Below are 24945 nucleotides of genomic sequence, written 5' to 3' on the forward strand. Positions count from 1 at the left end.
GCTGTCATAGCGGTGTGAGGCCCAGCATCGTCATCCGGACATCGTCATCCCAAGCAGCTCCTTTGCGCTTCAAGCGTAAGCTGGCTTTAGTCTTGTCGGTCGTATCCAGACGAATCAGGTTGAGAACGATTTTCTTCAAGAGGGAGAGGTTCTGTGGGGCGTTGTCCTTGCGTACAGTGCTGGCATCTTCACGAAAGCTGACGTCGAGCACCCAGTGAAGGCGGTTTTCTACGCCCCAATGGCCTCGCACCGCGGCCGCCAGCTCTTCGGCGGTCAAGGCACGAGAACTGATGTAGTAGCGTCGCTCGAAGTTCGATTCCTTGTCGCCAACCTTGCGCAGGGAGTCGACCAGGCCGATCGTCTGGCACTTCGGCCAATCGGCCAGATCAACGAGTCCTTGCGCAGGCAAGACCGAGGCGATCTGTCCGACGATTCGACCATGGGACTTGCGGGCCTGACGGTGGCGATCAACGGCCTCGGATTGATACTGGTCGATGAACTCGGTCTCGATGGCTTCCAGCAACGTCGGCTGGTTGCCTTTGACCGCCAGCAGGTAGTCACCGCCTTGATCCGTGATCTGCCGAGCAATAGTTTTCTGGCAGCCCATGGCGTCGATGGTGACCAGCAACCCATTGATATACAGTGCCTTGAGGAGTTCCGGGATGGCGGTGATCTCATTACTCTTGCTGGCGACCTTTTCCTGGCCGAGGACAATACCCAATTCCGTAGCGAAGGCGCTGACCATGTGAATCGCGGTTTCGCCACCACTGCCGGAACCTCGCACCGTCTTGCCATCGAACGCGACGCTGCCTCGCAAGGCGCCGACCACCCCGGCCACCCAGCGGCGAAACGCGACCTCAAATTGCTTCGGGTCAAGCGCTCGGAACACCCGCAGAAACGTCTCCGTGGAGGGAACCCCGTTCTTGAGCACCAGGAATTCACGCAGCCATTTTTCTTTCCGGCGCCCCCAGTAGGCGATGTCTTCGATGGTGTCACAATCCGAGAGTACCCCTGCCATGGCAATCACCAAAATCTCCTGGAAGTCATGCAGCGTCCCGTTGCTGGGTCTGCGCGGGTCGTCCACTTCCCTCAAGCAGCACATCAGGCTCACTCCCGTCGTCACAGTCATTTCGTTCGTCCAAAAGACGAGAGTAGACCTGATTTCAACAGGGTTTACAAGTGGTTGTCATAAGCCCATGAATGTTAACGATTTTCCGCTGATCGAGTATGACAACAAGCACTATGCTATCCGAGTGCGGAGGCCCTGGCCTTCGGTCCGCTTCGCCTCCTCCGCGCGCCGATCAGCCGCAACGTTCGAATGTCCGTTTGGAATCGTTAGCGGACGAGATATGGAGCTGTGTCGTTTCGTGTGGAACGGCGCTGGTTTTGGCGGTTTGAAGGGGCGGCGATGTCAAGGGTGGACGCTGTTCGGGCGCAGGCGCACCCTGACAGCGTCAGCGAAAATACGCTCATGGTCCGGCGCCAGTTCCGCGACGCGGCTATGGCATTGCCCGCGCCGATGTTGTCGTTGGCTTACCTCAAGATAATAATTGGCAGACCACAATCTTCTGAGAGAGAGTCGAATTCGAAAGCGTAGAGTCTGCGTTTTAATCGTTGCCATAAGCACCCTGGCGGCTCGCCCAGGCGACCCCATTCTCGGGGTGGCTCATCGGCAAATTGTTCTTGCTTGATGGGAATCCGCAACCAGTACGAATTTTTGGTGTCAGAGTCGGTGTTGCGTGAGTTTGGCGATGGTAACCCGGAAGCAAAAAAATGGCTGGCTATGGTGAATGATGTGTCCCGGCCATTAATCACCGGGCAGGCACTTAATATTGCGGAGTAGTTGGTGGGGCATGCAATTGTCGGCGCACTGCAAACCGGGAGATACAAAGAAACAATGCTGAGCACTTGGAACGACAGGTGGCGATCAGCCGACACTGACGTTGCGCAAAACCCTTACTGTCGAGCACCGGTTTTCCTCGATACACCAGCCAATCGTTCCGCTACCGACAGGTTCTGGATCGATATTTGTCTGGCCGCCGCCTGCAAGGCCTGGACAAGTTGGCGGCTTTATATGCAGTTATGCCAGGTTACGAGGATTGTTACTCCCTCGGCCGCGCGACCCGCAACATCAGCTCGAGACTCTACAAAGGTCTGCCATGTCCAAGACGATTCACGATTCCTCTACCCCTGCCGCTGACGCGACGGCGTCTGTCGCCGAAGTCCAGCGCGAGGAAGCGCTGCTCAAGACTGGTGCTTTGCAGAGCGCGATTTTCAACAGTGCCAACTTCTCAAGCATCGCGACTGATGCTCAAGGTGTCATCCAGATTTTTAACGTTGGCGCGGAACGTATGCTGGGCTACACGGCGGCGGACGTGGTGAACAAGATCACGCCCGCTGACATTTCCGATCCGCTGGAATTGATATCGCGCGCCGAGGCCCTGAGCGTCGAACTCGATAGCTCGATAACGCCGGGCTTCGAGGCATTGCTGTTCAAAGCCTCGCGCGGCATCGAAGATATCTACGAACTAACCTATATTCGCAAGGCAACGGTGTCCGGCTGCCTCATAGGTATGCCAACAACAATGGCCGCAACTGGGCCTCGTAGAGCGCCTGCGAGGCGGGTTTGTGAAAACAGTGCTTAAAAAACCGCAGGACTTGGCGGCTCACCTTGGAGGTGTAGCGGAATACCGGGGCAGTCCAGTCGGGGCGATCGGTCCCGTCGGTCGCCGAGGTCTGGCGCCGGTCCTGCTTGCGCAAAGCCTTCTCGTCCACGATTCCGTGCTGCCCCATTCTGTAGTGCACCAGCAGGGCCACCAAGAGGCTGGTGACAACGGCCAGGCGGACCTGATTCTCGATGGCCGCCACACTGGCGCCCCATGCCTTGGCGAGGCTGAAGTCGTTCTTCCATGTGTCGAAACATTTCTCCTCCTCCCAGCGGCGGGAGTAGAGGAAGGCGATGACGCCGGGCGCGAGGTCGAACTCGTTGGTCAGAAACTCCACGAGATGTCCTCGTCGGCTGCGGAAGGTGATCAGGCGCCAGTGTTGGCGGGAACTGAGCAAGGTGATGCGCAGATCGTTGAGCACCCCGTCGTTGGCCGGGACATCCTCGATCTTTAAGGGCTCGGTGGACTCGACGCACAGGCTGCTTTTCATGCGCGTGATCATGGTCACGCCCAAGCTCTTTTTCCGGTCATCCCAAAACGTCGCGTCGATGAAAGCGCGGTCGACCAGCCACAGCGCGCCCTTGTCACGGGTCATGGCCTGCGCGGATTGGTCATAGTCGCGCAACAGAGTGATTTCGTGGCGACTGCGGGTGTCGACGTGCACGTCGGTGGGGCAACCCAGGCGCACGTCGTAGAAGCTCAACAGCGCGTGCCCCTTGGGATTGTCCGTCCCGCCCTGGCGGGGCGTACACCGCCCGTAGTGGGCGCTTTCGCTCTGATAGGTCCCATCCATTGCATACACCGGCCGTCCTTGCAGGGCTGGGAATTGCGCCAGGCGATCCGGCAGCGCGGCCCGGGCCTCGGTGAGCAACGGCGGCATCGCCGCCTCCAAGACCGTGCGGCGGCGGCGCGAGGACAGCGCGTCCGACCAGGTGGAACGTGCCAGCGGGACGCGCTGCGCCGTCCCCGGCTCGCAATGCAGCAGCGACTGCACCTGCTCGCGCAGGGTGCGCATGCCCTGCAGGTGGCGCAGCACCCCCAGGCCGATAAAATCCGCCATGCTCAACACTCGCGATACCGCGTCGGTACCGCGCACCTGCGCCAAGGCACGAGCCATCGGCGCCAACAATTCACCCAAGACGGTTTGGTTCATGAGGCTATCCATGACCGCAGTTAATCGTTCGGTATCCACAAGACACTCCAATAAGCTGTTGTTTATACAGCCAAAATTGCGAGCATTTTGCCAAACCTTTGTCAAGTGTTTTTCGCATTATTTTAAAAATATTTTTGCCGCCTCAATATCCGCGCCATAGAGCACGTCGATTTCGAACCTGCCGCTTTTCTATTAAATACTCAAATTATCCGCGTATAACACGACTGCGACGCCGCCTTGTGGTGGATTACCTGCTTCGGCCAAAATTCAAGCCGGACACCGTTGCACTGTTTTCACAAACCCGCCTCGCAGGCGCTCTACGAGGCCCAGTTGCGGCCATTGTTGTTGGCATACCTATGAGGCAGCCGGACACCGTTGCTTCAGGTGCAAGCTGGTTTTGTTCTTGTCGGTCGTGTCCAGAGGAATCAGCTTGCGCACGATTTTCTTCAAGAGCGAGAGATGCTGCGGGGCCTTGTCGTGCCGTGCTGGCATTCGCGTAGCCGCGACCCACTAGGGTGAATTCATCGGGCCAGTTTTGGTCCGGCCGTGCTCGCGAAAACCCCGCCGAAGCGGGGTTTTCGTGACGTTGGTACCGCTTAGTGATTTCGTCGACGCGCTGCGGCGAGACCGACCAAGGCCAAGCCCAGCAGGGCGAGGCTGGCGGGTTCCGGAGCGGCCGCCTGGCGCATCGTCGGACCGAAGCCTGGCGTATCTAACGAGACGGCAGGAAATGCAAGGCCGGAATCGAATCCTGATTGAAAGCCGCCGCCAAACGTGATTTCCGCGATGGTCGTGTAGGGCGCACCAATTTGCGCGATCAGTCCCGATGGCAGGAACAGTGTACCGATCATGTAGTCGTCTGGCGCCAAGGTCAGTGCCGTGATGTTTTCAAACAGCCACCGGCCGTCCTTGCTTGCCGATGCGACGGCTGTGCTCTTATCGGTGATCTCTACGCTGGCGAGTTGCGTCTCGGTCGCCGCCCTCCATAAACGGGTGAGCGCTGTGCCGCCCAAGCCGTCGGGGCTGCTGTCCCACACGCCAAGGCCATCGATCGTGATCTGTTTGATCACCTTGAACGACCAGCCAAACGTTATGCCCTTGGCTCCACATGAAATGGCAGTGCAGGAAAACGTCGTGCCTCCGGTATCGAGATCGAGATCGAGCAGCAAGCTAGCGTTGGCGTTCTGAGGCGCGAGGCTCGTCACCAAGAGCATAGACGCCAGAAGTCCGATGATTCGGTTCATAAGTTTCCCCAAAAAATAGTTATTTGGCCTGCGCTGTGCTATTCGACCCAGCTTCAACGCCTCGCGCCAAGCGCCTGCGGTGCCCTGGCATCGCCAGAGTGCCGATGAAGTCAGTTAAGCAACAATCGATCCGAAATGCAAATCCATGATTTATTGCGCGCGATGGCCGCACCGTCGGTGGCCAGTGTAGCAAAATCCGATGGTGCAAAGGTGCCTTGCCGTGACGAGCCCTGCCGATGATCGGCCCGGCGCCGGCGACGTTCCGAGCTTGATCACGTCCGGTATCTGTCGAGATCGTTGTCGTCTGAGTTCATGCTGGCCCGTCAGCTACGGCGATGCTTAGCCCTCATTGATCGCGCTACGCCCGCTATTGCTCGCCACCGGGCTTCCACCGCTCCTCTCCAGAACAGCGAGCAGCCGCGAGGTGTCCTGCGTTCCCCAGCCGGCGGCGATCAGCGCGTCGAGTTGCTGCATCACCGCGCTGGCGACCGGCAAGGGCACCGCCTGACGCGTCGCTTCGGCCATCAGCATGGCGAAGTCCTTGTGGTGCAGGCGCGCCTCGACGCCGGCGGCGAAGTCGCGCGCCGCCATCTTGCCGCCAAAGAACTCGAGCACGCGTGAGCCGGCCGAACCGCCGAGAGTCGCAGTACGCACGCGCGCAAAATCGATTCCCGCCGCCTCTGCGAAACGCGCTGCTTCGGCGCAGGCTTCGATGGCTGCAACCATCACCAGCTGGTTGCACGCTTTCGCGACCTGCCCGGCGCCGGCGTCACCGACGCGGACGATGGTCTTGCCGAGGCAGCGAAAGATCGGATCGAGCCGCTCTGCCAGCGCCGCCTTGCCGCCCCACATGATGGCCAGCGTCGCGGCTTGCGCGCCGGCGGTGCCACCGGAAACCGGGGCATCGACAAAATGGCGAGCACGCGCTTCGTAAGCTGCGGCGATGGCCCTGGCGACGGACGGCGCAATGGTCGAGAAATCGACGTGAATGGCGTCCGCCGCCAGGCCTTCGAGAAGCGGCGCCGTCAGGCCGACGACGTCGGCGCTGCCAGTGACGTTGGTGCACACCATCTCGCAGCACGCGGCCAGTTCCTGCAGGCTTGCCGCGCGGCGCGCGCCGAGCGCCAGTAGCGCGTCGGCGGCGTCGGGGCGGCGGCTCCAGACCGTCAATTGATGGCCGGCCGCCAGCAGGCGTTCGGCCATCGGCCGGCCCATGCCGCCGACGCCGATCAAGCCCAGCTTCATTGCGGCGTGGACAGTTTTTCGAGGAGCTTGAGCGCGGCGACCGAGTCGTCCTCACCCATGCCGCTGCCGACGATGGCGTTGAACAGTTGTGCGGTGGCAGCCGCGGCGGGCAGCATCAGGCCGAGGCGGTGCGCTTCCTCCATGACGATGCGCAGGTCCTTCTGGTGCATCCAGGCTTTGAAGCCCGGTTTGAAGTTGCGGTCGAGCATCCGCTGGCCGTGGTTTTCGAGGATGCGCGAGTAGGCGAAGCCACCGAGTAGCGCTTCGCGCACCTTGGCCACGTCGACGCCGTTCCTGGCCGCGAAGTTGAAGGCCTCGGCAACGGCCACGACGCCGACACCGGTGAGGATCTGGTTGCACGCCTTGGCAACCTGGCCGGCGCCGATGTCGCCGATCAAGGTCACCGACTTGCCCATCTTCTCGAACAGCGGCTTGACCTTCTCGAATACCTCCGGCTTGGCGCCGACCATGATCGTCAAGGCGGCGTTGATCGCGCCGACCTCGCCACCGGAAACCGGCGCATCGACGAATTCGATGCCTTTTTCGGCCAGGCTGGCGCCGATTTCGCGCGCCGCGTTGGGGTTGATGGTGCTCATGTCGACGACGATCAATCCCGCTCTGGCGCCTTCGGCAAGGCCGGCTTCGCCCAGCGCCAAGGCCTTAACGTCGGGCGCGTCGGCGACAATCGTGAACACGATTTCGGCGTGTTCGGCGACCTCGGCGGGCGAATCATGCATTCTCGCTTCGACGTCGCAGAAAGGCTCGAGCGAGGCGGCGCGGCGTGCCCAGAGGTGCAGCGTGTGGCCGGCCTTGGCCAGGTGTAGCGCCATGGGGCGGCCCATCAGGCCGAGTCCGATAAATCCGATTTGCATGCGTGTCTCCTGTGCCGACTTGCCGGGGTTTGGCGTTAACCGGCGAAGGTCGATGGGTTGAGCAGATTGGGCGGGCGCTTGCCGCTGAGCGCCGCGACCAGGTTGTCGGCGGCGAGCGATGCCATGCCGAGGCGCGTGGCGTAGGTCGACGATCCGATGTGTGGCGTCAGCACGGCATTATCGAGGGTCAGGAAGCGTCCGTCGAGCGCCGGTTCGTTCTCGAAGACGTCGAGGCCGGCGCCGGCAATGCGCCGCTGCTGCAGCGCGTCGATCAGGGCGTCGTCGTCGACGATGCCGCCGCGCGCGACGTTGATCAGGTGCGCGCTCGGCTTCATCGCCGCCAGTTCGCTGGCGCCAATGAGGTGATGCGTGGCCGGCGAGTAGGGCAGCAGCAGGACCAGGAAATCGGCTTCGCGCAGCAGCTCATCCCGGCTGACCCAGGTGGCATTGCAGGCTTGTTCGGCGTCGTCGGCAAGGCGATGGCGATTGTGGTAGACGACTCGCATGTCGAAGCCAAGCGCGCGTCGGGCGACGGCCTGGCCAATGCGGCCCATGCCGAGGATGCCCAGCGTCGCGTGGTGAACGTCGTTGCCGAACCAGTTGTCGTGGAACTGCCAGCCTTGCCATTGGCCGGCGCGGAGCCATTTGTCGGCGCCGACGACGCGCCGTGCCGACGCCAGGAGCAGCGCCCAGACGGTATCCGCGGTGGTGTCGTCGAGAACGCCAGGCGTATTGGTGGCCATCACACCGGCGCCGGTAAGCGCCTCGAGGTCGAAGTTGTTGTAGCCGACGGCGACGTTGCAGACCGCCTTGAGAGCCGGCGCTCTGGCCAGCACCGCCGCGTCGATACGGTCGGAGAGCAGCGTAATGGCGGCGACCTTGTCGGCCAGGCGGGCGGCGAGTTGCTCGGCGGGCAGCGCAGCGTCTTGATCGTTGTAGTCGACGTCGAAATGCGTCGACAGGCGTTCGACCAGTGCCGGGAAAATGGCGCGACAGACGAGTATTTTGGTTTTCATCGGCAGGGTTCCGTTTCAGTCATCGTGCTTGCGCCGCTCTTCGCTGTCTTCGCACACGGCCATCGCGACCCCGACCGGCATCGCCAGAATGCTCTTGAAATGGCACGCTTATTTCGCTCCGGGAATCATGCCCAGGCGACGCGACATCAGCTTGGCCAACTCGTGGACGGTTCTTGCCGCGAGGCTGACGCGGTCTGCGCTGGACGGTGTGCTGCTGCTCTTCATCATGCTCAGCGCGACTGCCGCAACAGCCTGGTGTCCGCTGGCGTCAAAGACCGGCGCGCCATAGCAGCACATGCCGGCACGTGTTTCCTCGTCGTCTACCGCAAAGTCCTGCTGCCGTGCCACTGCCAGGTTGGCCAGCAAGGACTCGACGGAAGTCAGCGTTTTCGGCGTCAGGCGCTCCAGTTTCCGGCCCTGGTACAGCTGGCGTATACGCTCGTCGCTCATCGTGCTCAGCAGCGCTTTGCCGGTCGCCGTCGAGTGTGCGGGCAGCCGCATGCCGATGCGGTAGGTCAGGGCAAACGCTTGACTGCCATTTCGACACGCCACATAGACAACGTTGCTGCCGTCCATGACGGCCAGCACGGCGGATTCCTCGGGCATGATGTGCAGGGAATCCCAGGCACGCCCGAATTCCTGGGTGAGGTCGGTGCGCGCCAGGTACGCGTGCGCCAGGTCGACCAGGTGCGTACCGAGGTGGTAGCTACCGTTGTCGAAACGCTGCAGCAGTCCGCAGAGCGTCAGGCTGGTGCACAGACTGAGCGTTGAACTCTTCGGCAGTCCGAGACGCGCGGCGATCTCGCCGAGGCTAAGCGCGTCGCGCGAGGCGGCGATCTCGTCAAGCACGCGCGCCGCTTTGAGCACCGATGGAACTACCGCCTTGGGCAAATCACGGTTCGCCGTGTGCACTGTCCAGTTGACCTCGCTGTCGTAGATCTCGTCGCCATGAATACGATTGACACTTCGATTGGCACGAACCTACTATGGATAAAATTCAAAATCAAGCACGGGGTTCACATATATGAATGAAATTCGACAGCTGTCGCACTTCATCAATGGCCATCACGTTCCGGGATCAGGTTCGCGCTGGGGCGACGTCTTCAACCCGGCAACCGGGCAACTGACGGCGCGGGTGCCGCTGGCGAGCGCCGACGAGACCGCTCGGGCGATCACCGCCGCCGCCACGGCGCTGCCCGGATGGGCAGATACGCCGCCACTGCGGCGTGCGCGCGTGCTGTTCAAGTTTCGCGAGCTGCTTGAGCGGCACCTCGACGAGCTGGCGGCGATCCTCACCGCCGAGCACGGCAAGGTGCTCGCTGATGCCAGGGGCGAGATCATCCGCGGCATGGAAGTCGTCGAGTTCGCCTGTGGCATCCCGCATCTGTTGAAGGGCGCTTACTCCGAGCAGATCGGCAGCGGCGTCGACAGCTGGTCGATCCGTCAGCCAATCGGCGTCTGCGCCGGCATCACGCCGTTCAATTTCCCGGTGATGGTGCCGATGTGGATGTTTCCGATCGCCCTGGCTTGCGGCAATACCTTCGTCCTCAAGCCGTCCGAGCGTGACCCGTCGGCCAGCGTGTTCATCGCCGAGCTGCTGGCGCAGGCCGATCTGCCAAATGGTGTATTCAACGTCATCCACGGCGACAAGGAGGCGGTCGACGGCTTGCTGACCGACGCGCGCGTGGCCGCGCTCAGCTTTGTCGGTTCGACGCCGATCGCCGAGTACATTTATGCCACGGGAAGCGCGCACGGCAAGCGCGTGCAGGCGCTCGGCGGCGCCAAGAATCACCTGCTGGTGATGCCGGACGCCGATCTCGCGCAAGCCGTCGATGCGCTGATCGGCGCCGCCTACGGTTCTGCCGGCGAACGCTGCATGGCGATCTCGGTGGCAGTCGCCGTCGGCGACGTTGGTGACCGGCTGGTGGCGGCGTTGGCGCAACGCGTGCGCTCGCTAAGAATCGGCGCCGGCATCGACCCGGCGATGGAAATGGGGCCGCTGGTTACGCGGCAGCATCTCGACAAGGTGCGCGCTTACGTCGATCTGGGCGTCGAGGAGGGTGCCGAGCTGGTGGTCGATGGCCGCGAACTGCAGGTGGCCGGTCACCGTGACGGGTATTTCCTCGGCGGCTGCCTGTTCGACCGTGTTTCTTCGGCGATGCGCATCTACCGCGAGGAAATCTTTGGCCCGGTGCTGTGCGTCGTCCGCGTTGCCGATTTCGAGGCCGCCATCGATCTCGTCAATGCGCACGAATACGGCAATGGCGTGGCGGTGTTTACCCGCAGCGGTCATATCGCCAGGGAGTTCGTGCGGCGCGTTCAGGTTGGCATGGTCGGCGTCAACGTGCCAATTCCCGTGCCGATGGCTTTCCATAGTTTCGGCGGCTGGAAGCGCTCGCTGTTCGGCGATCATGCGGTCCATGGTCCCGATGGCGTGCACTTCTACACCCGTCTCAAGACGGCGACTGCGCGCTGGCCACAGGACACAGCGAGTGCGGCCAGTTTCGTGATGCCGACGCACTGAGCGCCGGTGAGCGCGAATATCGACTCGCCGCCTTGGCCGTAGCTGGTCCGGCTGGCGCCGCTTTGGCCAGCGGGCCATTGCCTGTGATAGGCTGTACTTGTTGGTGGTGCCGCTTTGCTGCCGTAGCTCATTGCCGTTGTCCGATAACCAACCGAGGAGAGATTTGCTGATGAAACCAGGTCGTTTTTCGCTAGCCGTGATCGCCGCCGCGCTCCTGGCCGTTCCTGCTTACAGCGGCGCGCAGCAGGCCAGCAGCGCCGAGGCGCCGGTGGCTGCCAAGGCGCCGGCGGCGGTTGCCGAGGCCGCCGCCGACGCAGTCAAAGCTCCTGCCGCCACGGTCGACGCGGCCAAGGCACCGGCGGCTACGGCGGCGGCTGGCAAGGCGCCGGCTGCCGCTGCCGAGGCGGCTACAGATCCGGCCGTCGCCGCCGAGGCGAGCCCGGCGCCGGTCATTGAGCCAGAGGCCGCCGCGGCGCTCAAGCGCAGCAGCGATTTCCTGCAAACGCTGAAGACTTTCAGTGTGCGCATCGATTCGAGCACCGACGAAGTTCTCGAGGACGGTCAGAAGATCCAGATGGGTTCGGTCGCCGATGTTTCGGTGCTCAAGCCCAATCGTCTGCGCGTGGACGTCGTTGCTGACGACCGCCAGCGCCAGTTTTACTACGACGGCAAGACGCTGACTCTCTACGCCAAGCCGCTGAACTATTACGCGTCGGTCAAGGCTCCGGCAACGATCAAGGAAATGCTCGACTTCGCCGAAACGAAATACGGTCTGGAGTGGCCGCTGGCCGACCTGCTGGCGCCAGAGTCCTTGATGGCCAACATCAAGTCGGGGATGGATCTCGGCAAGAGTCGCGTCGCTGGCGTGGTCTGCGACCACTATGCCTTCCGCCAGGACGATATCGATTGGCAGATCTGGATCCAGGAAGGCAAGATTCCGCTGCCGAGAAAAATCGTCATTACCACCCGGGGGGTCGAGGGCGCGCCACAACATGCGTCGGTGCTGAGCTGGAATCTGTCGCCGCGACTGCGTGAAAGCGCCTTCCGTTTTGCGGCCCCCAAGAGCGCCCAAAAGATCGTCTTTCGCGAGCTGGACGAGCAGCCCGGCAACAAGAATTGAGGTGAGATGATGAGCCAAGAGCAAACCCAGAAACATTCCTCCGGCCGTTGGCCGCGTGCTGTCCTGATGTCGCTGCTGGCCGTCGGCGCGCATGATTTCTTCGCCGCGTCAGAGGCGCATGCGGGGCGCGCGGTGCACGCCTCGGGGAATACCCGGACGAGCGTCAACCGGAACGCCAACGTCAACCGGAATACGAACGTCAATCGCAACACCAACGTGAACGTCAACCGTAACGTCAATGTGAATGTGAATCACCGCGGCGGCTACCACCCGGTGGGAACCGCCGTCGCCGTCGGCGCGGCCGTGGCGGTGACGGCCGCCGTCGTCGGCTCGATAGTCTACTCGCTGCCGCCGAGTTGCTCACCTTACGCCTATGCCGGCGTGACCTACCAGCGATGCGGTGGCACCTACTATCAGCCGCAGTATTCCGGGAGTTCGGTCACCTACGTGGTCGTCAACCAGCCCTACTGACGGTCCGGCCGGCGACGCGGTCGGGCTATCACTGCCCGGCCGCGTCGCCGCTTGCAGCGCATGCTTGGGCTATTACCAGCTCGCCGCGTTGCGTCCGGAGACCGCCAGGCAACTCGACGACCCGAGCTGGCAAACAGAAATATAAGTGGCTTTCTGGCCGCAGCCGGCGACGCCGATGGTGTATTCGGCGCGCTCGATGCCGTTCCAGAGAACGGGTTGCAGGATATTGCTCGAAAGCACTGTTCCGGTCGCGCTCGGACACGACATCTCGAATTGGCCGCGGCGGACGGCGACCTGCAGCGCCGTGTCCTGCTCGCTGCCGAGCAGCTGCTGATTGCTGGCGCAGCCGGCCACGAGAAGCGCCACCGCGGTCACGTAAAGCATCGTTTTCTTCGACATCATGAGCCTCTTTATCAAGTGGTGCTGGTCAAAACGGGAAATAAGGCGATAGCTGCCGCAGTATCACTGCTTGTCGCCGCGGTCGTCAATCGGAGCGCGTTGCCAGAATTCGCCGATCGGCAAGCGCAATCTTCGTCAGCGGCGCTGTTATCGATACGGAATGATGGAGGATACGTTCTCCCGGGCGCCGTCAAGCAACAGCAGGATCGGCAGGTGTGGAAACAGCCCCTTAAGCCCATCCCGTTATACACAACTCACATGACATGACGGAGCTCGCGCATATGCTCTACGCCGGAGACGAAATCACGCAAGCGCTGGATGCCGAGCCAGAGGGATTTGACGCCGGGTTCGCCGTCGCCCTTGCGGGCGAGGAATCCGCCGAGCTGCGCGATCAAACGGATGACCTCGCGAATGCTCGGCACCTTCTTCGGTGGTTTCTTCTTGTTGAGGATAAAGGCGCCGGCCCATTCCGTTTCGGAGAAGAGCAGATCGGCAGGCCACTGCGGGTGGATGCGTCCCAGGCGGATCAGGCGGGCAAGGCGCCAGGAAACAACCAGATAGACCGCCAGAGCCAGTTCCAGCTTGCTCTGGCTGCCCAGTTGCAAGGCCTCGACCCGGCAGCCGTTCTTGAGCACATGGAACAAGGTTTCGATCTCCCAGCGGCAGCGATACCAGTCGATCAATTCGACGGCCGCCTCAAGATCGGCAACTTTACGATTGGTCAGCAAGCGCCATTCGACCGGCTTGCAGCCGGCGGGCGCCCCGATTTCCGTGGCGATCAGGCAGGTCACTCTGATGTGGCGGCCGTCCGTGTCACGAGCCGGGAGGTCGACCGCATGGCTTCGCAACTGCTGGCGCACGATCCGTTTTGGCTGCCCGTGCCGCGATGCCAGAGTGAATTCGATCTCGCCGAGGGGCGCTTCGGCAAGAGTTGCCGCCCACAGTTTGCCGCCTTGCGGCAAACAGCGGTTGTGTTTGGCGCGAATCAGCCAGTCGGCCGGCGTTCCCAACGCCTGGGCGCGCTGCATCAGGCCGACGATGTCCGCTTCGCGGTCGGCCACATAGACCAATCGCGTTTGTGGCATCCCCGCCGCGGTTTCGGCGACCCGCTCGTAGCCTTCAATCCAGCGCGTGCTCTCGCTGATGCCCGGCCGGCTTCCGTCGGCCGCTTTCGCTTCTCTCGCCCACATCCAGGCGTCGATCACCCCGAGCGGTTCACGTTCCGGGGTCACCGCATAGGTCGGGTGCAGATACATGCCGCGCTGGGCTTCGTACGAGAGCGGCCCGAGTCCTTCGATCTCCTGACCGTTGAAGTCCAGTTCGGTGGTGTCCTGAAGGCACAACACCACCGGGTGTTGTGCCATGCGCCTTTGGCTGCAATCCATGTGCGGTTGCAGGATCGATTGCCAGTTCAACCCGCGCTTGCCAGCGTGGGCCTGATCGAAGAAACGGTACGCCGCCACAGTCTCCGCCCAATCCCCACAGGCGCCTGGTATGCTCGCCGTCGGCTGCTCTGCAAAGCGTGTCGCCAGTTTGATTAGCCTCCGTCTCAGACGTCCGTCCCCCAGTTCAGCCCCGCCAAATTCGTCTCCCGCCCAGTTTGCCATCGCCCGATCCTTATGAAAATGGGAAAGGGAAAGCAAGGGGTATACCAGACAAAATCAGTCAACTATTTGTCAGGGCACATCGGGCGGCCACGTTATGCTGAGTGAGTTGTGTATAACGAGATACCTTAAGCCGTGCGCTAAAGCGTGTATAGGCACGTCGTTCGCCGCGCCCTGGGCGAATTCGAGAAGTCGCTGAGCAAGGCGATCACCAGGCCATTGCGCCGGGCAAGACTGGCGTCCAGAAAATAGACGAAGTACTGGCGAGGGCGTGCTTCATTCTGGCCGCGGGTCCGTTCCTGGCGATTTTCATCCCAGAGCGTGTCGCGGGCGCGTTTTTGCGAGCCAGGGGATAAGCGTGCTGGATGAGATGGCGGCAAAAGACCATGAATGGCCACAAAACGAAGACCCCGCCGAAGCGGGGTCTTCGTCAATTGTGTCGGTGATCAGGCATTCTTGCGGCGCTCGAATCGGAGTCCTGCAAGGCCGAGGCCGAGCAAGGCCAGCGAACCCGGTTCCGGCACGCTTGTGTCGCTGACAATGAAGTAGGTCATACGTTCGTCAGCCGGTGAGCATGAGGCATCGCCGGGACATATGACGCCGTTAGGATAAAAGCCGGTCGCGCCCGTCTGGTAAGTGGCACCGTTGTTGCCCTCTGGACCAAGCTCCAGCACGTTGTACTCGGTCACCCAAGCGAAGGGGCCCATAACGTCGGACAGGAAGTCAATGATGGTGTGCCCATAACCGCTTCCGTCAACAATACCGGGCTTGAAGATCAGAACGTCGCCCTTCTTGTCGCCGTCTGGGCCGGTGCAGGCCAAGCCGTCGTCGGTCACGCCGTGATCGCAAACGCCGATCGCGCCAGCGGTCAAGCGCAGCGGTGCGATGCCGCCCTTGCCAATCACCTCGTAAGAGATCACCTCCAGGCCAGCATAAGCCGCGTCCACCGTCGACGCGATATGGGTCAAGCTGACGTCATAGGGCCCGAAGAAACCGAGAAATGACCCCGATATGTTGCCGTGTTCGTCGAGGGTGATGCTACATCCCCCGACAACATCACAGCCAACAAAACCATCGTCGGGACCACCCGCGAAAGGGAACGCCTGTGCTGCGCCTGGCGCCAGAGCAAACAAACCGGCTGCAAGAGCGACTGCTGAAGCAAGATTTCCTGTACGTAGTTTCAAGGTCACACCCCTCAAATGAAAATATGACCCACCCGGAAGAATCGATATGGCACGCTTTGCTTGCCATGGCGCAACATTGAGCAAATTTTGTGCCATGTTTTTAAAATATCCACAAGATCAATTGCTTGCGGTTAGTTTGTTAGCTAAAAGCGTAAGTATTCGGTGAACCCGTAGCCCCCGCTTTTTTGGTCGGCGTGGTTCAGTCAGCGATTGGCGGGTAGACCGGAAATCTGGACTGGACACAGCAGCGGAAATCCGGCACCATGCGGCGCATGGACACGGGTGCGGACATCATTGGCGGAGGATCGGCGGCAAGTCACCGCCAAGTGGCGCCGTTCGCCGAGGTGTTGGTGACGTTGACCAAGGAGCAGGAAATCAAGCTCCGCTGGGAGGCCAGCTTCTGGCGGAGCCAACATCGACAAGCGCTGGTTCGGTTGGCGCAATCGGAGGCCGCTCATCGGGTGGAAATGGCGCAAGCGGCGGCGCGCGAGGCGGCCTTGCGCAGCGAACTGGAGCAGGCCAAGGGCAAGATCCGCGATCTGCAAAAACGCCTGTTTGGTCGCAAGTCAGAACGCTCTTCGGGAGCCGAGAAGAACCCGGCGGCGGACCAAAAATCGTCGCGAGCTCGAGGTCAGCAACCGGGAGCAGCGGGTCACGGGCGGAACCCGGAAAGTCACTTGCCGACGCAGATCGAGGTCATCGACATCGACTGCCCGCATTGCCCGGACTGTGGTCTGGGCTACGTCGACTTTCCCGGCACGGAAGACAGTGAAGTCCTCGAGATCGAGGTCAAGGCCTACCGCCGGAAGATCTGCCGGCGGCGCTACCGGCGGACCTGTCAGTGTTCGGGCGCGCGGGGTATTCTGACCGCGCCACCGCCGGCACGATTGATCCCGCGTGGAAAGTACGGCGTGTCGATCTGGGTGCACCTGCTGCTGTCGAAGTTCTTGTACGGCCAGCCGACGCATCGGCTTCTGCGAGACTTGTCCGACCACGGACTGACGCTCTCGGCAGGAACGGTGGCCGGCGGACTGCGTGCCTTGGCACCGCTGTTCGAGCCGCTTGAAGAAGCACTGCTTGGCCAACTACGCAGCGAGAAACAGTGGCACGCAGACGAGACCCGCTGGCGGGTCTTTGCCGAGACCGAAGGGAAGGTCGGACATCGCTGGTATTTCTGGGTGTTCCACGGCCCATCGGTCATCCACTTCGTGCTCGACCCGAGCCGCTCGGCGGCGGTGCCGATCCGGGAGCTCTCCGGTAGCGCCGGAGGAGTCATCATCTGTGATCGCTATTCGGCCTACAAGAAGCTCGCGCGAGTCCTTGACCACTTCATTCTGGCTTTCTGCTGGGCACATCAGCGGCGTGATTTCCTGGAACTGGCCAACGCCCATCCGGAGCTCGCGGACTGGGCACTGGCCTGGGTCGAGCAGATCGCTCAGCTCTACCACTTGAATGGACGGCGCCTGGAAGTCCGTAGCGACCCAGTACAGTGGGCCGAACGCGACCGCGCCTTGCGGCAGGCGATCACGCAAATGGCCAGTCAACGGGAAAGCGAACTGGCGAACCCGGCGCTCAAAATGCCGGCGAGCAAGGTGCTGCGAAGCATGCGCAAACATTGGTCCGGCCTGACCGTCTTTGTCGACCGCCCCGAGGTGGCGATGGACAATAATGCCGCCGAGCGCGCACAGCGCACGCCGGTGGTCGCACGCAAGAACTTCTATGGGTCGGGCAGTCTCTGGTCCGGCGCACTCGCCGCGACGATGTTCAGCTTGCTGCTGACGCTGCGCTTGTGGGGAATCAACCCGCGCACCTGGCTGACGGCGTATCTGGAGGCCTGCGCCGCCAACGGCAACCTGCCGCCGACGGACTTGAGTGCCTTTCTGCCCTGGGCGATGGCGACCGATCGACTGGCTCAGATGCGTGGCATCCCGGTCGATCAGAGCCGTCCCATCGATAGCTCGTGAAGCCTTATTGCGGGCGTCACTTTACCGACGACGAACTGCAGGCCCTCTGCCGCCTGATCGAAGCCCATCCTGGCAGCAGCCGCGCGCAACTGTCGCGCCAGGTGTGTGAGCTCTTCGACTGGCGTAAGCCCAATGGCGAGCTGAAGGATATGACCTGCCGGGTGGCCATGCTGCGTATGCAGGCCGACGGCCTGCTCACCCTGCCGGCGGCACGACGGGCCGCTCCTCGCCAACCCGAGTATCTGCCTACTCACGCCACCGATCCACAACCGTTGCTCACCCAGCCGGTGCATGAACTGCCGCCGCTGCGTCTGCATCAGGTCGTCGGTTCGGCGAACTCGCGTCTGTGGAACGAGTACATCGCCCGCTACCACTATCTCGGCCACACGCCCATGGCGGGCAGTCAGAGCCGCTACTTCGTCTTCGCCGGCGAGACCCTGGTCGCCTTGCTCAGCTTCGGCGCCAGCGCCTGGAAACTCGCCGCGCGCGAGCAATTCATCGGTTGGCACGATGAGCAGCGACAAAGGAACCTGCAACTGGTGGTGAACAATGCCCGCTTTCTGATCCTGCCCTGGATCCAGTGCAAGGGCCTGGCCTCCAAGATCCTCTCGCTTATGCAGCGGCAATTGCCCAAGGACTGGCTGGCGCGCTACGGCTACCGCCCCGTACTACTCGAAACCTTCGTCGAGACGCCCCGCCATCGCGGCACCTGCTACCAGGCCGCCAACTGGATCAAGGTCGGCCAAACCGCCGGCCGAGGCAAGAAGTGCCCCACCCGCAAGTCGATCCTCCCGATCAAGGATATCTGGCTCTATCCCCTTCACCGATCCTTCCGATCAGTCCTCTGCCGCTAACCCGCCTCGGCAATGGCGCTGGCGCGCTACGGGTTGGCCGAATACTTACCTAAAAGCAAGCAATTGATAGGGATGTGTAAAAATTTACGACAAGATTCGCGCCTGGTACTTGTGTTACGGCCGTGTGGCAAAAAATGGTGTGCGCGGCGGCGTGAATTTCGGTGGAATTAGTATTGAGTATTGGGAGGTTTGAAATTCGTGCCTCTAAAGTGGCCGCGAGAGCGGCGATTGGCGGTTCAGTGCGGTCTGTCGTGGGTGAAGGTTTCCGACCGGCAGGAGCGGCCTTGGAGTCTGGCTTTCTCCGCGCTCGCTGCGCTCGCGGCTGTTCTCGGCGCCCGCCAGAAGCGCGCTGGCGTGCCCTTTGCCATGAGCGTGCTGTTTTCGTCGCCGCTTTCCTCAGCCTGACGGTGATGTTCTGGCCGGACATGATTCCCTGTTCGCTGACCGTCGCCGACGTGGCTTCGCCGGAAGCGTCGCTCTGGTTTCTCTTTTACGGCGCCATCATCGTGCTGCCGGTGATCGCCGTCTGCACCATCGGCGTGTACCGGGTTTTCCGTGGCAAGATCGGCAAGCCCAATGACATCGTCGTACGCACTTGTGGCAGATGATCGGCGGGCTGCGGGCTGCCGCCGCGTCGTAGTTCCGCGCCCTGGCGGCGGTCGCGGCCCGGAAAGTCGCTGTATACTCGCCGCCTTGGCGGCTTGGTGACCACGTTGCCAAGCCATACGATAGCGGCATTGAGGGACGATCGACGATGCTTGGCTTCGAACTGGATTTCTGGGACTACGCAACCTTCGCCACGGCGCTCCTGGCGGGCGTCGCGGTGTTGACGATCTTCGTCTGGATTGCCGGATTGCCGGGGCGGATCGCCCTGGCCCGCAAGCATCCGGAAGCCGAAGCGGTGAAGCTGATGGGCTGGGCCGGACTGCTGCCGACGATCTACCCCTGGGTACAGGCGTTCATCTGGGCTTTCAAGCCGACCGATGTCATCGATATTCGCCGCTTCCCGCGTGCCGAGGCACGCGCGATCGAAGAGGAGCTTGCCCGCCTCGACGGGAAGGCCGAGGCCACGCCGGCCAAGACGACGGCCGAGCCACCGCCCGCCAGTGGCGCGCCGAGCTGACGAGGAAAGATTCCCATGCTGTTCGGTTTTGTGCTCCTGTTCGGCTACGCTTTCATCGTGTGGCTGGTGTTCTTCAAGTTCAAGTGGATGAAGTTCAACATCGCCTGGGGCGTGGTGTCCGTCTCCGTTGGCCTGCATCTGCTGATCATCTTCATGCTTGGCCTGCGCTTCGTTGCCCCGTATGCGACCGAGGCGAAGGTCATCCAGCACACCATTCAGCTGGTTCCGCGACTACCCGAACCGACGCTGGTGACCGAGGTACTGGTTGCTCCTAACGAATAAGGATAGATCGTGCGAAGCCACGATCTGATCCGTTTGTTGGACGAGCCCGGGCCGGAGCGCTGGGCGCGCCCTCTGCAAATATCTTTTTTGGATTTACCCCGCAGGCATGAATGCCGAAGGGCGGGGAGCGGGCCGTCGCCGCGCGCTGCGGCACCGTCAGCGAAGATCGCGCAAATCCGGCCGTTTTGGCGTCCCGGCCACTGAACTCCGGGCGACCCCGTCACTCAGCTTGGGGAAACTGAAGTCCCAAAGGCGGCCGGACAGCGCTGTGAAGGCGGCTTACACGATCAGGCAGCGATCGCGACGAGCGGTGGAGCAGCGACGAAGGCGGGCGATGTTGATCGAATACGCGTCCGGACAATTGACATCACGGAGCCACAGCACGGGCAAAGCATCGCTGGCCGCTCCTTGCGCGGCGGCGTGAAGCGGCTGGGATCGAACTTCAGCAAGCGGTGCAGCAAACTGATCAGGCGCTTGCAGTTGGCGTGCAGGAAGCCGAAATTGCGGGCGCGGCGAAAGCCCTTGGGTAGCACGTGCTGGAGGATCAGCCAGAGGAAATCGGCGCCGGCTAGCGAGCGCTTTTCCGACTTGCCGGTTTGTGCGTTGCGGTAGCGGAAGCTCACCCGCCCATCCTTACAAGCGAGGATGTCCTGTTCACGGATGACGCCGCGGTAGAGGTAACGACCGAGGTAGATCAGGGCCTTCTCGCCGCTGCCCACCGATTTGCAGTGCGCTACCCATTCCCGCGGATAGGACGCCGGCAGGCAAATGCCGGCCGCCTCGATCGCCGCCAGCATTTTGGCCCGGAAGACCTTGGCCATCGCCTTCTCGTTGAACAGGTAGGTGCCGTTCTTGCCGCGCCGCTTGCGTCGCCAGCGCTGCTTCGCGGCATCGATCGCTGCCGCGGGGACGACGAGATGGACATGCGGGTGGAAGTCGAGCCGACGCGAGTGCGTGTGCAGGACCGCGATGGCGCCGGGCGTGCCCTGCAACTGCCGGTCGTTCTGACTGAAGCGGTGCACCGTTTCCCAGGCACAGCGCATCAAGCCATCGAAGACGACGTCGGCGTGCGCCGCAGCGAGCCCGCGCAATTCGGCCGGCAGCGTGAAGGTCAGCAGAAAGTAGTCGGCCGGGACGAGGCGCTCTATCTGACGTTCCAGCCATTGCTGGCTCTCGTGGTGCTGGCAGTGCGGGCAAAGGCGATGGCCGCAGGAATGCGGAACGAGTTTTTGCTGATCGCAGCCTTCGCACTGGAGCTGCATCATCGGGCTGGCCGGGCCGCGGCAATCGCGCATCGCCGAGAGTGCCCGAAGCTGATCGAAGCTCAGGCGGTGGCGAAATTGCGTCATGAAGTCCGCTTCGAATTCGGCAATGACAGAGCCGAGGCGGATCATCGCGGCGTCCCCTTGCTCAGACAAAAGCGGTCCATCAGCGCGTTGATGCGGTCGATGGCGTGATGCCGGGTTTGATCCGTCAGATGGGTGTAGCGAACCGTCGTGAGAATCGAGTGATGGCCGAGAATGCTCTGCACCTCGGTGAGCTCGACGCCCGCCTCGATCAGGTGCGTGGCATAGGCGTGACGCAAACTGTGCGGCGAAATGTTTTTTTTAGCCCGCAGGATTCGACCACCGCCCGCAGTGCCTTCTGAACGCCGCTGCGATTGAGCGGTGTCCTGGCGCTGCTCGCACCTGGCAAGCCGCCGCGGCGATTGGGAAACAGCAGAACGGGATTACGGTGGCGCTGCCAGAAACAACGCAGGAGTCGGTAGGTGGCCGTCGGCAGCGGCACCAGGCGATCCTTGTTGCCCTTGGCATCGCGGATATGCACCCGCCCGCGCGCGCCGTCGATGTCGGCGACCGTCAGCCGTAAGCCTTCGCCCAGGCGCAGGCCGAGACTGTAGAGGGTGAAGAAGAAAACGCGGTAACTGAGCACCTGCGTGGCCAGAAAAATCCGCTCGGTCTCCTCGACCGTGACGATGTCCGGCAGGCGCAGCGAGCGCGGCGGCTTGATCAGACCGGGCGCCACCCAGGGTTTCTTCAGCACGTGCTCGTAGTAAAACTTGAGCCCGTACAGATCGAGCTTGAGCGAACTCCAGGAGTGCGTCTCACGCAGGTCGGCGAAGTAATCCAACAGGTCGGCCTCGCTCAGATCGTCGATCTGATGAGCGAAGTAATCTCCCACCCGGCGGACGGCGCGCGAATACGCGTCGATCGTCTTCGGCTGCAAGCCCTTGAGCTTCAGGTGCTTCTGGTGCAGCTCGTAGTTCGTGTCAAAAATCGTCGTTGCGACAGCGGACATCTCTTCCATCTTGCGGTAACCTCGCATTCGTCATGAACGTCCCTCGGATGAGGGGCGAGGTCACATCTTGAGTCAACGCGACGACAGCACCGGGGTTTCCTCCGCGTAGCGGCTTCGTCCAACGTGCCGGTCAAGAAGGGCCAGCCGCTGTTCCAGTTTGATCGTCGCGCCTATCAATACAAGGTCGATCAGCTCGAAGCGTCGTTGGCCAAGGCCAAGCAGAATGTGCTGGTGATGAAGAGCGACATCGACATCAACGCGGCGAAGGTCGTCAAGCTGCGCAGCGAGCTGAAGTACGCAAAGTACCAGGAAAAGCTTTCAGTCAAGCTCGCCAAGCAGGGCGCTGGCCCCGAGGAAGACGCCCAGAAATGGAGCGCGCAGGCGGCCGCCCATGCTGCCGGGGTCCAGGAGGCGCTGGCCGAGGAGCAGCGTGCGCGGCTGCAATACAACTCGCAGATCAATAACGTCAACACGACGGTCGCCGAAGTACAGGCCGAGCTCGAGCAGGCGCGCTTCTACCTCGACAACACGCTGATGGTCGCGCCCGAGGACGGCTACATCATCAATCTGCAGGTGCGTCCGGGGATGGTCGCCGGCATCGTCCGTTTCGGCGCCATTGCCGCGTTCATCTGCGACGCCGATCGTTACCTGCTGGCTAATTTCTTCCAGGAAAATCTCAAGTACGTGAAGCCCGGCCAGTTGGTCGAGGCGGCGATCGATCTCTATCCCGGGCAGATATTTCGTGGTACGGTCCAGGCGATCTGGAAGGGCAACGGTGTCGGGCAGATGCTGCCCAGCGGGACGCTGCCGACATTCTCCTACGTGCCGACCGAAGTCCCGCAGGGACAGTTCGCGGTTGCTATCCACCTCGACGACGAGGACCAGGCGAAATTCCCGATCGGCACCCAGGGTCGGGCGACAATCTACACCCATCCCGACAGCGGCTTCGTCGTTTTGCGGCGGATCGGTATCCGCGCCTACAGCTGGTTCAACTGGCTGTACCCCTTCGCCGGCTGATGCGCGCGCCGATCGTCATGGTGCTCAGCGCGCTGGCCGCGCTGGCTGGCTGCGCACTGAAGACCCCCTTCACGCAGTCCGAGGTGGTCGAGCAGGCGCTGCCGGCGTCGACCCATATTCCCGCCGCCTGGCAGGCCGACGCCAGGGCCGGGAGCGTCGTCGACGGTTGGCTGAAGGCCTTCCAGGATCCGCTGCTCGAGGCCATCGTCGCCGAGGCCATTGCCAATAACCTCGACCTGCGCCAGGCGGCAGAGCGCGTGCGCATCGCTCAGCAGCAGCTGCTGCTCGTCGGCGCGCAGCTGGCGCCGCAGATTGACGGGCAACTCGGCGCCAAGAGCCTGCGCGACAAAGACCAGGGTAATAGCTTCAACAGCACGCTGGCCTACGTCGGCGTCGCCTGGGAGATTGATCTCTGGGGCCGCCTGCGCGCGCAGCGCGCTGTTGCCGAAGCGGCCTTCGAGGCCAGCGCGCTTGATTACGCGAACGCGCGCCAATCGCTGGCGGGGCTGGTGGCAAAGACCTGGTACTTGGCCATCGAGACGCGCCAGTTGGTCCAACTCAGCGAGCAGGCGGTGCGCGTTTTCGAGGACCTGCTGCGGCTGGTGGATATCAGGTTTTCCGCCGGCAAGGATTCCGAGCTGAACGTGGTCGACGTCCGTGCCCAGCTCGAGACGGCGCAGAGCGATCTCGAAGGTGCTCGCCAGGCTGCTGGCGACGCACGCCGCGCCCTGGAAATCCTGCTCGGCCGTTATCCCGGCGCCGAGTTGGCGGTGGCGTCGTCGTTTCCACGGCTGCCGTCGGTCGTCGGCGCAGGCGCGCCCGCTGCCTTGCTCGAACGACGCCCGGACATCGTCGCCGCCGAGCGCGCGGTGCTCGCCGCCTTCCGCCAGCAGGAAGCGGCGGAGTTGGCGCTGCTGCCGGATTTCTCCCTGTCACTGGCCGGCGGTCGCCTTGGTGACAACCTGCTCTCGCTGCTTCGCCTCAATCCGTGGTTGGCCGCGGCCGGCATCGGCGTGTCGATTCCGATCTACGAAGGTGGCGCCTTACGCGCACAGATCGAGATCGCCAATGCGCAGCAGGCGCAGGCGGTCGCCCACTACGGTGCGCTGATGCTGGACGCTTTTCGTGAAGCCGAAGCCGCCCTGGCCAACGAGCAGTTCCTGGCCAGGCGCATACCTTTTCAGGATCGTGCGGTGGTGGACCGTACTGCCGCCGTACGCATCGCCACTGTCCAGTATCGGGCGGGTATGCGGGACCTGCTCTGGGTGGCGCAGTTACAGTCGGCAGAGATCCAGAGCCAGGCGATCGCCATCAAACTGCGTGCCACCCGGGGCGCCAACCGCATCCGGCTGTATCTGGCACTTGGCCGTAGCTTCGACGCTACGCCGGCGGTGGCTGCGGCGCTTCCCCCTGCACGTCCATCACGCGACGACCAGGAACAGGCGACGACCACGGCGCAGTAGCACGCAGCAGCGGTGCATGGACATGCACGGCAATGCTCGCACGCTTCACCGTTGGTGGCCGGCGAAGCCACTGCGACGGCTGTCAAGCGAGACGCGACAAGCGATCGCCGGCCCTCCGGATGAGATGCTGGCTGTGCCATCAGCGAATCTGTGTACCGGCAAGGTACTCGAAGTAGGCAACTGCCATGGCTGCTGCTGCTGCGCCGCCGCTGCGCTGGACTGCGCAGTGACGACGTGGGGGCGGCTAGCCGCGTAGCCGTCATGGCGAGCGCAGCGAAGCCATATGTCGCCGACGCAGTTCCTCCGGCGGATCTTCCACGCACCATCAATGTAAGTCGTTGATGTAATTGAAGTAAGCCATAAATCGCCCGAACGCGTAGGCATGTAACAATGTATTTACGGCTTTACAAACATGTCGTTATATTGTTAAGTGTCGGCATGTACAT

General features: G+C 62.4%; 21 protein-coding genes and 2 pseudogenes. 11 read left to right on the forward strand and 12 right to left on the reverse strand.

Annotation, left to right across the window (positions count from 1 at the left end; genetic code table 11):
* Nucleotides 1-4 precede the first annotated feature (4 nt).
* Nucleotides 5-1102: an ISAs1 family transposase gene (locus tag QZ656_RS13360; protein ID WP_291991628.1), complete on the reverse strand. Its 1098-nt coding sequence runs from the start codon at nucleotides 1100-1102 to the stop codon at nucleotides 5-7.
* 1057 nt (nucleotides 1103-2159) lie between these two features.
* Here QZ656_RS13360 and QZ656_RS13365 point away from each other — a divergent pair.
* Nucleotides 2160-2546, forward strand: a pseudogene (locus QZ656_RS13365) (PAS domain S-box protein); the annotation flags it as partial.
* A gap of 19 nt (nucleotides 2547-2565) precedes the next feature.
* On the opposite strand, the gene QZ656_RS13370 reads toward QZ656_RS13365, so the two are convergent.
* From QZ656_RS13370 to QZ656_RS13395, 6 genes are all read right to left on the reverse strand, one after another.
* Nucleotides 2566-3819, reverse strand: a complete 1254-nt coding sequence (locus tag QZ656_RS13370; protein WP_291991552.1) for an IS4 family transposase — start codon at nucleotides 3817-3819, stop codon at nucleotides 2566-2568.
* A gap of 596 nt (nucleotides 3820-4415) precedes the next feature.
* Nucleotides 4416-5063: a PEP-CTERM sorting domain-containing protein gene (locus tag QZ656_RS13375; RefSeq protein WP_291993884.1), complete on the reverse strand. Its 648-nt coding sequence runs from the start codon at nucleotides 5061-5063 to the stop codon at nucleotides 4416-4418.
* Between the two features lie 339 nt (nucleotides 5064-5402).
* Nucleotides 5403-6308 carry an NAD(P)-dependent oxidoreductase gene (locus tag QZ656_RS13380; RefSeq protein ID WP_291993885.1) on the reverse strand — a complete coding sequence of 302 codons (906 nt, stop codon included), beginning with the start codon at nucleotides 6306-6308 and terminating at the stop codon, nucleotides 5403-5405.
* The gene (locus tag QZ656_RS13385) at nucleotides 6305-7234 is read right to left on the reverse strand and encodes an NAD(P)-dependent oxidoreductase (protein ID WP_291994209.1); all 930 of its coding nucleotides are present in this window, start codon (nucleotides 7232-7234) and stop codon (nucleotides 6305-6307) included. The genes QZ656_RS13380 and QZ656_RS13385 overlap by 4 nt, the downstream gene beginning before the upstream one ends.
* Nucleotides 7216-8196 carry a D-glycerate dehydrogenase gene (locus QZ656_RS13390; RefSeq protein WP_291993886.1) on the reverse strand — a complete coding sequence of 327 codons (981 nt, stop codon included), beginning with the start codon at nucleotides 8194-8196 and terminating at the stop codon, nucleotides 7216-7218. The genes QZ656_RS13385 and QZ656_RS13390 overlap by 19 nt, the downstream gene beginning before the upstream one ends.
* A 108-nt stretch (nucleotides 8197-8304) precedes the next feature.
* Nucleotides 8305-9087, reverse strand: coding sequence for an IclR family transcriptional regulator (locus QZ656_RS13395; protein WP_291993887.1), 783 nt, complete (start codon nucleotides 9085-9087; stop codon nucleotides 8305-8307).
* A gap of 133 nt (nucleotides 9088-9220) precedes the next feature.
* Here QZ656_RS13395 and QZ656_RS13400 point away from each other — a divergent pair, with 133 nt between their 5' ends.
* From QZ656_RS13400 to QZ656_RS13410, 3 genes are all read left to right on the forward strand, one after another.
* Nucleotides 9221-10720 (forward strand): CoA-acylating methylmalonate-semialdehyde dehydrogenase, encoded by a 1500-nt coding sequence (locus tag QZ656_RS13400; protein ID WP_291993888.1) that lies wholly within the window; start codon nucleotides 9221-9223, stop codon nucleotides 10718-10720.
* Between the two features lie 169 nt (nucleotides 10721-10889).
* The gene (locus tag QZ656_RS13405; protein WP_291993889.1) at nucleotides 10890-11840 is read left to right on the forward strand and encodes a DUF2092 domain-containing protein; all 951 of its coding nucleotides are present in this window, start codon (nucleotides 10890-10892) and stop codon (nucleotides 11838-11840) included.
* Between the two features lie 9 nt (nucleotides 11841-11849).
* Nucleotides 11850-12311 carry a hypothetical protein gene (locus tag QZ656_RS13410; protein WP_291993890.1) on the forward strand — a complete coding sequence of 154 codons (462 nt, stop codon included), beginning with the start codon at nucleotides 11850-11852 and terminating at the stop codon, nucleotides 12309-12311.
* Nucleotides 12312-12383: 72 nt separating this feature from the next.
* On the opposite strand, the gene QZ656_RS13415 is transcribed toward QZ656_RS13410, so the two are convergent.
* The 3 genes from QZ656_RS13415 to QZ656_RS13425 all read right to left on the reverse strand — a co-directional run bounded on the left by QZ656_RS13415 (nucleotide 12384) and on the right by QZ656_RS13425 (nucleotide 15498).
* Nucleotides 12384-12713, reverse strand: a complete 330-nt coding sequence (locus tag QZ656_RS13415) for a hypothetical protein (RefSeq protein ID WP_291993891.1) — start codon at nucleotides 12711-12713, stop codon at nucleotides 12384-12386.
* Between the two features lie 251 nt (nucleotides 12714-12964).
* Nucleotides 12965-14317, reverse strand: coding sequence for an IS4 family transposase (locus tag QZ656_RS13420; protein ID WP_291991684.1), 1353 nt, complete (start codon nucleotides 14315-14317; stop codon nucleotides 12965-12967).
* 443 nt (nucleotides 14318-14760) lie between these two features.
* Complete coding sequence (locus QZ656_RS13425) at nucleotides 14761-15498, reverse strand: PEP-CTERM sorting domain-containing protein (RefSeq protein WP_291993892.1); 738 nt, start codon at nucleotides 15496-15498, stop codon at nucleotides 14761-14763.
* 263 nt (nucleotides 15499-15761) lie between these two features.
* Here QZ656_RS13425 and QZ656_RS13430 point away from each other — a divergent pair, with 263 nt between their 5' ends.
* From QZ656_RS13430 to QZ656_RS13450, 5 genes are all read left to right on the forward strand, one after another.
* Complete coding sequence (locus tag QZ656_RS13430; RefSeq protein ID WP_291991655.1) at nucleotides 15762-17462, forward strand: IS66 family transposase; 1701 nt, start codon at nucleotides 15762-15764, stop codon at nucleotides 17460-17462.
* The gene (locus QZ656_RS13435) at nucleotides 17459-18316 is read left to right on the forward strand and encodes a DUF4338 domain-containing protein (protein ID WP_291991654.1); all 858 of its coding nucleotides are present in this window, start codon (nucleotides 17459-17461) and stop codon (nucleotides 18314-18316) included. The genes QZ656_RS13430 and QZ656_RS13435 overlap by 4 nt, the downstream gene beginning before the upstream one ends.
* Nucleotides 18317-18477: 161 nt before the next feature.
* Nucleotides 18478-18924 (forward strand): cytochrome d ubiquinol oxidase subunit II, encoded by a 447-nt coding sequence (locus QZ656_RS13440; protein ID WP_291993893.1) that lies wholly within the window; start codon nucleotides 18478-18480, stop codon nucleotides 18922-18924.
* Between the two features lie 146 nt (nucleotides 18925-19070).
* The gene (locus tag QZ656_RS13445; protein ID WP_291993894.1) at nucleotides 19071-19439 is read left to right on the forward strand and encodes a DUF3302 domain-containing protein; all 369 of its coding nucleotides are present in this window, start codon (nucleotides 19071-19073) and stop codon (nucleotides 19437-19439) included.
* A 15-nt stretch (nucleotides 19440-19454) separates the two neighbouring features.
* Nucleotides 19455-19721 carry a hypothetical protein gene (locus tag QZ656_RS13450; RefSeq protein ID WP_291993895.1) on the forward strand — a complete coding sequence of 89 codons (267 nt, stop codon included), beginning with the start codon at nucleotides 19455-19457 and terminating at the stop codon, nucleotides 19719-19721.
* A gap of 287 nt (nucleotides 19722-20008) precedes the next feature.
* Here the strand turns inward: QZ656_RS13450 and QZ656_RS13455 are convergent, their stop codons facing one another.
* Complete coding sequence (locus tag QZ656_RS13455; protein WP_291991620.1) at nucleotides 20009-21115, reverse strand: transposase; 1107 nt, start codon at nucleotides 21113-21115, stop codon at nucleotides 20009-20011.
* Nucleotides 21112-22046: pseudogene (locus QZ656_RS13465) on the reverse strand (site-specific integrase). The gene QZ656_RS13455 and the pseudogene QZ656_RS13465 overlap by 4 nt, the downstream one beginning before the upstream one ends.
* 96 nt (nucleotides 22047-22142) lie before the next feature.
* On the opposite strand from QZ656_RS13465, the gene QZ656_RS13470 reads away from it, so the two are divergent.
* Both QZ656_RS13470 and QZ656_RS13475 read left to right on the forward strand, forming a co-directional pair.
* Nucleotides 22143-23036 carry an efflux RND transporter periplasmic adaptor subunit gene (locus QZ656_RS13470; RefSeq protein ID WP_291993896.1) on the forward strand — a complete coding sequence of 298 codons (894 nt, stop codon included), beginning with the start codon at nucleotides 22143-22145 and terminating at the stop codon, nucleotides 23034-23036.
* Nucleotides 23036-24499, forward strand: coding sequence for an efflux transporter outer membrane subunit (locus QZ656_RS13475; protein ID WP_291993897.1), 1464 nt, complete (start codon nucleotides 23036-23038; stop codon nucleotides 24497-24499). Before QZ656_RS13470 ends, QZ656_RS13475 begins: the two co-directional genes overlap by 1 nt.
* The last annotated feature ends 446 nt before the right edge of the window (nucleotides 24500-24945 follow it).

Source organism: Candidatus Accumulibacter sp. ACC003, from assembly GCF_907163085.1.
Lineage (GTDB): Bacteria > Pseudomonadota > Gammaproteobacteria > Burkholderiales > Rhodocyclaceae > Accumulibacter.

Bases quoted from the DNA above. Each gene is read 5' to 3' on its own strand.
- QZ656_RS13390 (WP_291993886.1), bottom strand. From the start codon at position 8,196: ATGAAAACCAAAATACTCGTCTGTCGCGCCATTTTCCCGGCACTGGTC.
- QZ656_RS13405 (WP_291993889.1), top strand. From the start codon at position 10,890: ATGAAACCAGGTCGTTTTTCGCTAGCCGTGATCGCCGCCGCGCTCCTG.
- QZ656_RS13360 (WP_291991628.1), bottom strand. From the start codon at position 1,102: ATGTGCTGCTTGAGGGAAGTGGACGACCCGCGCAGACCCAGCAACGGG.
- QZ656_RS13455 (WP_291991620.1), bottom strand. From the start codon at position 21,115: ATGATCCGCCTCGGCTCTGTCATTGCCGAATTCGAAGCGGACTTCATG.
- QZ656_RS13380 (WP_291993885.1), bottom strand. From the start codon at position 6,308: ATGAAGCTGGGCTTGATCGGCGTCGGCGGCATGGGCCGGCCGATGGCC.
- QZ656_RS13430 (WP_291991655.1), top strand. From the start codon at position 15,762: ATGCGGCGCATGGACACGGGTGCGGACATCATTGGCGGAGGATCGGCG.
- QZ656_RS13410 (WP_291993890.1), top strand. From the start codon at position 11,850: ATGAGCCAAGAGCAAACCCAGAAACATTCCTCCGGCCGTTGGCCGCGT.
- QZ656_RS13475 (WP_291993897.1), top strand. From the start codon at position 23,036: ATGCGCGCGCCGATCGTCATGGTGCTCAGCGCGCTGGCCGCGCTGGCT.
- QZ656_RS13400 (WP_291993888.1), top strand. From the start codon at position 9,221: ATGAATGAAATTCGACAGCTGTCGCACTTCATCAATGGCCATCACGTT.
- QZ656_RS13420 (WP_291991684.1), bottom strand. From the start codon at position 14,317: ATGGCAAACTGGGCGGGAGACGAATTTGGCGGGGCTGAACTGGGGGAC.
- QZ656_RS13370 (WP_291991552.1), bottom strand. From the start codon at position 3,819: ATGAACCAAACCGTCTTGGGTGAATTGTTGGCGCCGATGGCTCGTGCC.
- QZ656_RS13415 (WP_291993891.1), bottom strand. From the start codon at position 12,713: ATGATGTCGAAGAAAACGATGCTTTACGTGACCGCGGTGGCGCTTCTC.
- QZ656_RS13375 (WP_291993884.1), bottom strand. From the start codon at position 5,063: ATGAACCGAATCATCGGACTTCTGGCGTCTATGCTCTTGGTGACGAGC.
- QZ656_RS13445 (WP_291993894.1), top strand. From the start codon at position 19,071: ATGCTTGGCTTCGAACTGGATTTCTGGGACTACGCAACCTTCGCCACG.
- QZ656_RS13450 (WP_291993895.1), top strand. From the start codon at position 19,455: ATGCTGTTCGGTTTTGTGCTCCTGTTCGGCTACGCTTTCATCGTGTGG.